This window comes from Sphingomonas sp. CFBP 13720 (assembly GCF_014842075.1).
In the GTDB taxonomy this organism is placed as follows: domain Bacteria; phylum Pseudomonadota; class Alphaproteobacteria; order Sphingomonadales; family Sphingomonadaceae; genus Sphingomonas.
Genome location: NZ_JACYVA010000018.1, coordinates 1 through 7,265, shown reverse-complemented (window position 1 = coordinate 7,265; position 7,265 = coordinate 1). Strand labels below are relative to the sequence as shown.

The following is a 7,265-nucleotide window of genomic DNA, read 5'->3' as shown; positions in this document are numbered from 1 at the left end:
CGGCGCGAGGTTCACCGGCACCGGCGGACGCGGTGCGGTGATGACACCCGAGTCGATCTGCGACAGCGTGGCGGCAAGATTGTCGGTCACGCCCAGATACATGGTGATCTTGGTCGATTCACCGGGCTTCAGCGCGCCGAGGCCGAAGGTCAGGTTCAGCGTCTGGTCGACGGTCTTGGCGTATCCGACCGCCTGTTCGGTCGCATAGGCGGCAGCGGCATAGGGATCGGTGTTCACGAAGCCGTAGAAGGATGCGACCGCGCGCTGATCCGGCGTGTAGAGGAAGAACGGGGTCGACGGTGCGACCTGCGCCGTCACCAGCGCGCCGTTGTCGCCCTGACGTTCGATCTTGTTCGCGGTGACGAACTTGTCCGACTGGTCGGGATCGGCGGTCCGCATGTACCGCACGTCGTTCATCGTCGCCGACGAATTGTTGGTCAGCGTGACGTCGATGCGGATGTACTTCGCATCGTCGGCCAGCGTGATCTTCTGTGCGATGCCCAGCTTGTCGGCGGTCGCGCCGCTCCAGTTGGCTGCGGCGGCTTCGGACGTGCTGGCATTGCTCAGCGAGCCCTTGATCTGCGAATAGCCGGTCAGCGTCTGGTTGCTGCGCACGACGGTGGTCGCTCCCAGCTTGTATCCGACGTTGAAGCCTTCGATCGCGCGCCCCTGCAACAGCACGTCGTTCAGGGTCGTTTCCTTGCCCTGACCAAAGCCGTCGAAGTCGGCAAACAAACCGACACGGCGAAGGCCGGTATCAATGTCGGTCTTGATGCCGTTTGTAGCGTTGTACATCGTTCCCAAAGTTCCGTCGACGTTGATCCCAATGCTGAGATACTTCGCCTGCAGAAAGACTTCGCCATTTGCTGCGCCGCTAGTGATTGCCATGTTTTCTCCAGCAAATTCAAATTAGCAGGCCAGGCGCTTGCTGCGGTTACCTTTTGGCAGTTGGCAGCAACTCGCCGACCTTCGATCGGTAAGGTTGGGCATGCTCGTATCTTTGGTAAGCAGATGAGGTCTAACGGTTAGAGATGTCGCCAGGTGGCCTCCTCTAAATTCGCTCAACATGGTTAATTCCAGCCGTCGAGTCATTCGCGGCGAACCGTGTTACATGCGCGACCAGTCTAATATTTTAGATGGATCGTTCTTGGCAGTCGTCGATCGTTGCCTCGACAGATAGCTTTCAGGACCATGGTTGGGTGCCGTCAGTCTACCGCGAACCGCTTGTTGAAACCTGCGCTAATCAAGCGAACATTTCGGGCATTACGAATAAGCGCTGCCGCTGCTTGGCGCTTCGGGACCGATCGGCCGGCGAGCTGCAAGGGAATGCAAAACTAGCCCGCCGGCCACGGCGTAGGACAACCGCACATCGGGTTTTGCCACGCTCGCCGAGATTTGCAATCGTTCGCCATCCAAGCGTTCGCATGAAACCGAGGAGCGTACGTTGGCGACTGTTCGTGCGTATAACCGGTTCCTGCCCAAGCTGGAGTTTGCACTGCCTAATGAGGTCGCCTCTATGATTGATCGAGCCGGGTTGTAATCTGGTCAGGTTGGCGAGTTCTGTTCTTCAGACCAAAGCCAAGTTGAACTGAGCCATGCAACCGAGGTGAATGAACGGCAGGTTCCGAGCAGCGACAAACAGGCCCTGAACGTCTGCAGGTGGGTCATAGCAGAGTGACGTCAGGATCAAATTGTAACATCAGGCGTGGCCTATCACGATAGTGAGCGGATCGCTTCGTCGTCCATCCGCAAGTGTCTCAACTGTGCTGGCCCGGAAACCCGCACGTGTGAGGTACATTTCGATGAGTGCGGCGTGCCCCGCTGCATCAAGTGCGCGCCAGATCGCCACAGCCTTGGTCGGAAAGCAGCGATTGGAGAAGCTGATGATGAAGGGTGCATCAGGACGAAGCACGCGATGGACCTCGGCAAAGACTTCAACCGGCCGCTGCAGATACTGGACACCGACGCAGCACAGCGCCGCATCGAATACGCTGTCGTCCAGCGGTAGAACAGGATCGTGGTTGAGGTCCTGGACGAACCAGCGGTCTGCCTGGCGGTTGGCGGCAAGTTCGCGCGTGTTCATGCCGTGACAGACGACTTCGGCATAGGTGCGATCGGTGGGCAGGTGACTGACCCAACTTGACATGAGGTCGAGGATGCGGCCGCCTGATGGCAGGAGGGTACCGTAGCGGGCTGACAACGCCACTACCGCTGTCTCGTCGATATGTGTGACGAGACGGGGCGGGGCGTAGAAGGCAAGGTCGTCGCCCTCGTCCTGCCGCGCGAAAGCACCAGCGGGCAACTCGGGCAAGGAATCCTGGGTCATGTCACATCCTAAGCGCTTGGTCATAGCCGGTCAGTTCGAGATAGCCGCGCCCGCCCCGCGTCCGCACGGCGCCCTCCCAATAAACAGGTAGCCCGCCACGGCGTGCGTCGAGTTCTTGCGCGGCGAACATCGGGGTCAGCCGCCAGCGCGCAACGCGACCATTGATCCGGATGCTTACCTCCTGCGACACCGGATATACGGCGCCAGTCGCGCCGCTTCGCCACGTCGCGAGCGGTCGGAACGCCACGTCCCGCGGCCCCAGCGCGGTGGTGGTGCCGTCCGGCCTACGGAGGGCACCGCCCGCCCACAGTGTGCCTCCGCCCTTGCGCCGGATGCGGAATGCCATGAGGGCAGAGCCGTCGTCGAAGTTGAGGCCGGTCCAGTCCCACCCCTGCGCCGCCGGGGCAAGATAGTCCGACGACCATTCGCGATCGAGCCACGCCTCGCCCGTCACCGCGACGATGCGGTCGCCGCGCCGCACACGCCCGGCAACGCGCAGGTGCGGGACCGAATAATAGTAGCTTGCCTGCTCCGGACGCGGTCCCTTGCGGCTGTAGCCGCCCAATCCCTGCGGCAACGGCGCCTGGGTCGGCTGGAAGTTGAGAGCGAGCGCGAAGTCCTTCGCCTCGACCCGCGTCGCCCAGCGACCATCGGCGGCACGGCGCAGCCTCCAGTCGCGGATCGCAACATCGGCGTCGCTGGTGCGCGCGCCTGCAAGCCCGAAGCCCTGCCGCCCGGCGCGCTCGCCGTGGAGCAAGCGGCCGGTGGCTGGGTCGGACAGCGCAGCGTGAGCAAACAGCACCTGCCGCGCAGCGAAACGGCTGGGGTTGCTGTCACCGACGGGTGGTCGCGTGCGGAAGAAGGTCACCTGAAAGCCCAGATCTTCGCCGGCATCAGTGCGTAGCCAGCCCGTGACGTACCACCATTCGGTCCGAAATTCGGGATGAGCTCCGTGGTCGCCAGGAAAGCGCAGCACGATCCCGGGGCGGACGACAGGGTAGGGGACCGCAGCGGGGGCGGCGACCGTGACAGCGGCAAGCCAAGCGAAGAGTAGCACGCGCATCACCAATCCTCCCGCACCGACTGCACCGCATCCCGCGCAGTGGCGCGGCGACCTGCCAGCACCGCCGTGGCCGCCGCCGCCCCGGTCAGTGCGGCCGCAACACCAAGCAGCGTGCCTATCGGCACCTGCGTTGTCATCGTCCAGTTGAACGATTGTGGGTTGATGACGTGGATCAGCACCTGCGCTAGCAGCAAGCCCAATCCAACCCCAGCGAGCGCTCCGGTCAGGCCGACCATCGCTCCCTCGGTCGCTAGCATCTGGCCAAGCTGGCCGCGCGTCAGGCCGAGATGGCGCAGCATCCCGAACTCGCGTTCGCGCGCGATTGTCTGCGCCGACATGGTCGCGGCGACCCCCGCCAACCCGACCAGGATCGCTACCGCCTCTAGCAGATAGGTGACTGCGAAGCTGCGATCGAACAGCGTCAGTGCGAAGCGGCGAAGGGTCGCAGGCTGCGTGACCTCGACCTGACCACGCAGGGTCTCCGGCAGGCGTGCGGTCATCGCCTCACTTACCGCGACCGCATCGCTGCCGCGCGTGAGCATCGCCGATGCCTCGTCACGCCCGGTGTCGCCCGTCAGCCGCTCATAGTCCGCCTCGTCGATCAACACCGCACCCCCCTGCCGGCCATAGTCGCGCCAGACGCCTGCGACCGTGAAGCGTGTGCGGCCGGCGATAGGTAGCGCGATCGTCTCACCGGGGTCCCAGCCGTAGAGTCGTTGCGCAGGTTCCGACACCCACACCGGAAGTGCGTCTGCCGGTAGTGGGGGCGCGCGGTCGATCAAGACGAGCAGCGGATCGCGCCCGTCGCGCTCGGGCCGCGCGATCAGGCTGATTGGCGGGCGGTCTGCAGCGACGGTCAGCGGCAACTGACGACTGAACGCCAGTCGCTCAACGCCGGGTGTCGTCGCCAGGCGGGCACGGGTCGCTGGATCGAAGCTCGCGCCGGTAGTCGTGCGCAGGTAAAGGTCGGCACTGAGAACCTGCCCCAGCCAGGTGTCAACGGCGCCGCGGAAGCTGGTCACCATCGTCGCCATCGCGATCATCAGCGCGGTGGAGGCAACGATACCGCAGAGCGCGGTCGCAGCCTGGCCCGGGGCACCATGGAGGTGGCGGACGGCCAACAGCACAGGTATGCTGCCGCGCGTCCGCCGGGCGAGCGGGCCGAGCAACGTCCGAGCGAACCACGGCACGCCAGCGACGCCGCCTGCCAGCATCAGCGCCATGCCGGCAAAACCGAATAGCGGAATGCCACCGACCGCGGGCAGCAGCGCCGCACCTCCGCCGACCATCAGCAGTACCACCGCAGGCCACCATGGAACCGAGCGGCGCGGATCGAGCACATCGCCCGCATTTTTTAGCGCCGCAGCAGGCTTGGCGCGCGCAGCGGAGCGCGCGGGGATCGCGCTGCCGAGGACGGCGGCGAGCAGGCCGAGTGCGAAGAACCCAGCCGCCGCCATCGGTTGGAACACGACGCGCGATGTACCGCCGTCGAAATAGCCTGCGCCCAGATCACCGCCGAACCAGTGCAATGCCGCCCGGGCGAGGCCATAGCCTATCGCGAGCCCGGCAACCGCACCGACGATCCCAATCACCAGCCCCTCAACCACCACCGCGGCAACGACGCCGCCCCGCGGCATTCCCAGCGTGCGCAGCAGCGCGAACGCGCGCTGCCGCCGCGCAACCGACAGCGACTGAGCCGAATAGACCAGAAAGCCGCCCGTCAGCAGCGCGACGAGCGCTAGCATGTCCAGGTTGACGCGGTAGGCGTGCGACAGTGCTGACCCCTGCGCACCGCGGGCCTCCGCCGTCGACAGGATGGCGTCGTCGGGAAGCAGTTTGGCTAGCGACGCCTCGGCAATCTGGCGATCCGACAAGGCCAGGTCGATCCGATCGATCTTGCCAAGCCGGCCGAACCGCCACTGTGCGGCAGCTATGTCCATCACTCCAATGTCTGCCTCTGCGTCCGCGGCGGGCAGCGTACCGGCAATTCGGAGCGGCACCGTACGGCCGTTGGCGGTGACGTCCACCCGCGCGCCTACCGCTACGCGCATCTGGACAAACGCAGCACGCGACAGGAACAGCGACGTCTCGTCGAACACGACATCGCTGCCAGCATCGGGGCCGCGTGGTGGCAACCCGGTCAGCGAGGGCGTCACCGCGCCTGCGCGGATAACATCGAGCCCCAGCAATGTCAGCCGCGCCTTGCCGATCCGGGCGTCCAGCCGCACCACCGGGCTGGCATCGGCGACGCCGGCGGCACGCGCCACACGCGGATAGAGCTCTTCATCGGTCCCGAGCGTGCTCGTCGCGCCAACCGACAACTCAGCCGCGCCGTTCACGCCGCGCACCGCGCCGTCGAACGAGGCGAGTGCCGATCCGTTGACGAGGTGGACGGCAAATCCCAGTGCGACGCCGACCGCGATCGCAACTGCGGTGGTGACGAAGCGGGCAGGGTGGAACCGCCACTCACCACCGATCAGCCAGCCAAGCGCGAGCCGCGCCGACAACAGACCGGGTTCAGCGGGCACGTCGTTCCGTCAGCCCGTCCGCACCCAGCGTTAGCACCCGGTCGGCGACCGCTGCGGTCGCGTCGGAATGCGTCACCATCACCCCTGCCGCGACATTGTCACGCACGGCGGCAGCAAACACTGCCAAGACGCGCGCAGCAGTGTCGGGATCGAGATTGCCGGTCGGCTCATCCGCTAAGATCAGGGCGGGGCGATGGACCAGCGCGCGGGCGATCGCGACGCGCTGAAGCTCGCCGCCCGACAGGTCGCGCGCATAGCCGTCACCGCGATCGCTGAGCCCCACTGCCGCCAGCATCGCGCCGGCGCGCGCCTTTGCGGCTCCCGCGTCCGGCGATATCAGCGCAAGCGGCAGTGCAACGTTCTGAAGAAGTGTGAGGTAGGGAAGGATATGGAAGGCCTGGAAGACGAAGCCGATCCTTTCGCGCCGCAGCCGCGTCCGCGCGGTTTCGTCGAGCGTGCCCAGCACCGTGCCATCGATCGCGACGCTGCCCTCGTCGGCATCGTCTAGCCCAGCGAGGATGTTGAGGAGTGTCGATTTGCCGACTCCCGACTCGCCAATGATCGCAACTAGTTCGCCCGGACCGACGTGGAGGTCGAGCGTCCGGAACAAACGCCGCGGCCCCGGCACCAGCTTGCCAAGCGCGTGGACGTTGAGGAGGGTCGACTGGCTGCTCACGGATCACAGGTGGGGCAGCTACCGTGTCGCTGCAACGTCGTAGCCAAACAGTAGCAACATGGTTCAACCCAACACGGCTCGACGACCGCTGGAATGGCATGAACAAACGGCGGCGTTGGAGGAAGTGTCAATCGCTGGCGAATGTCGCCTTATGGGTCGTCGCTCTCGCGGATCGGTTGGGGGTCTTCCGTGGTGGTGGTCTCGGCTAGCCTAGTCGCGTCGAACCTGTATGTCCGTAAGCAGGTCGCTGACAGGAATTGATAATGGATTTGGTGTCCAGGCGGACGATGCTCACTGCCCCGTGTCTTGGAACGCTCGCCATAGCCGCGGCGGCAGGTGCAGCAACCGCGACGACGCCCGGCGCCCTTGCCAACCTGTCAACCTGGATGGACTTGGCGTCCGTCCCGGGCGCGAGCTGGGCAATGCTGGACGGCTCCGGCGCAATTTCATCCGGTGCGATCGGCTATGCGAAGGCCAATGCCGAGCCCGCGACACCTAATACTTTGTTCGAAGCCGCATCGCTGTCCAAGGTAGTTCTGGCGGTCGCAATTCATGACATGGTGCGGGAGGGCCTGATCGACCTCGACCAACCAGTGGCCGAGGATGTCGCCTTCACCGCCGATGCCGCGACGCGATCAATTACGCCTCGCCACCTGCTATCCCACTCTAGCG

General features: G+C 65.1%; 6 protein-coding genes. 1 reads left to right on the top strand and 5 read right to left on the bottom strand.

Annotated elements, in window-relative coordinates; genetic code table 11:
• The 5 genes from IFT55_RS17050 to IFT55_RS17030 form a co-directional block, all read right to left on the bottom strand.
• A partial coding sequence (locus IFT55_RS17050) for a hypothetical protein (RefSeq protein ID WP_192093554.1) occupies positions 1–888 on the bottom strand: 888 nt, incomplete at its 3' end.
• Between the two features lie 811 nt (positions 889–1,699).
• Positions 1,700–2,326 (bottom strand): methyltransferase domain-containing protein, encoded by a 627-nt coding sequence (locus IFT55_RS17045; RefSeq protein ID WP_192093553.1) that lies wholly within the window; start codon positions 2,324–2,326, stop codon positions 1,700–1,702.
• A gap of 1 nt (position 2,327) precedes the next feature.
• Positions 2,328–3,389: a lipocalin-like domain-containing protein gene (locus IFT55_RS17040; protein WP_192093552.1), complete on the bottom strand. Its 1,062-nt coding sequence runs from the start codon at positions 3,387–3,389 to the stop codon at positions 2,328–2,330.
• Complete coding sequence (locus tag IFT55_RS17035; RefSeq protein WP_192093551.1) at positions 3,389–5,917, bottom strand: FtsX-like permease family protein; 2,529 nt, start codon at positions 5,915–5,917, stop codon at positions 3,389–3,391. The genes IFT55_RS17040 and IFT55_RS17035 overlap by 1 nt, the downstream gene beginning before the upstream one ends.
• Complete coding sequence (locus tag IFT55_RS17030; RefSeq protein WP_192093550.1) at positions 5,907–6,593, bottom strand: ATP-binding cassette domain-containing protein; 687 nt, start codon at positions 6,591–6,593, stop codon at positions 5,907–5,909. The genes IFT55_RS17035 and IFT55_RS17030 overlap by 11 nt, the downstream gene beginning before the upstream one ends.
• A 263-nt stretch (positions 6,594–6,856) precedes the next feature.
• Between IFT55_RS17030 and IFT55_RS17025 the strand changes: the two genes are divergently transcribed.
• The coding region (locus IFT55_RS17025) for a serine hydrolase domain-containing protein (RefSeq protein WP_249403915.1) at positions 6,857–7,265 on the top strand (409 nt) is incomplete at its 3' end.

What these genes read in the sequence shown, in the direction of transcription:
- IFT55_RS17040 (WP_192093552.1), bottom strand. Translation starts at nt 3,389, where the DNA reads ATGCGCGTGCTACTCTTCGCTTGGCTTGCCGCTGTCACGGTCGCCGCC.
- IFT55_RS17045 (WP_192093553.1), bottom strand. Translation starts at nt 2,326, where the DNA reads ATGACCCAGGATTCCTTGCCCGAGTTGCCCGCTGGTGCTTTCGCGCGG.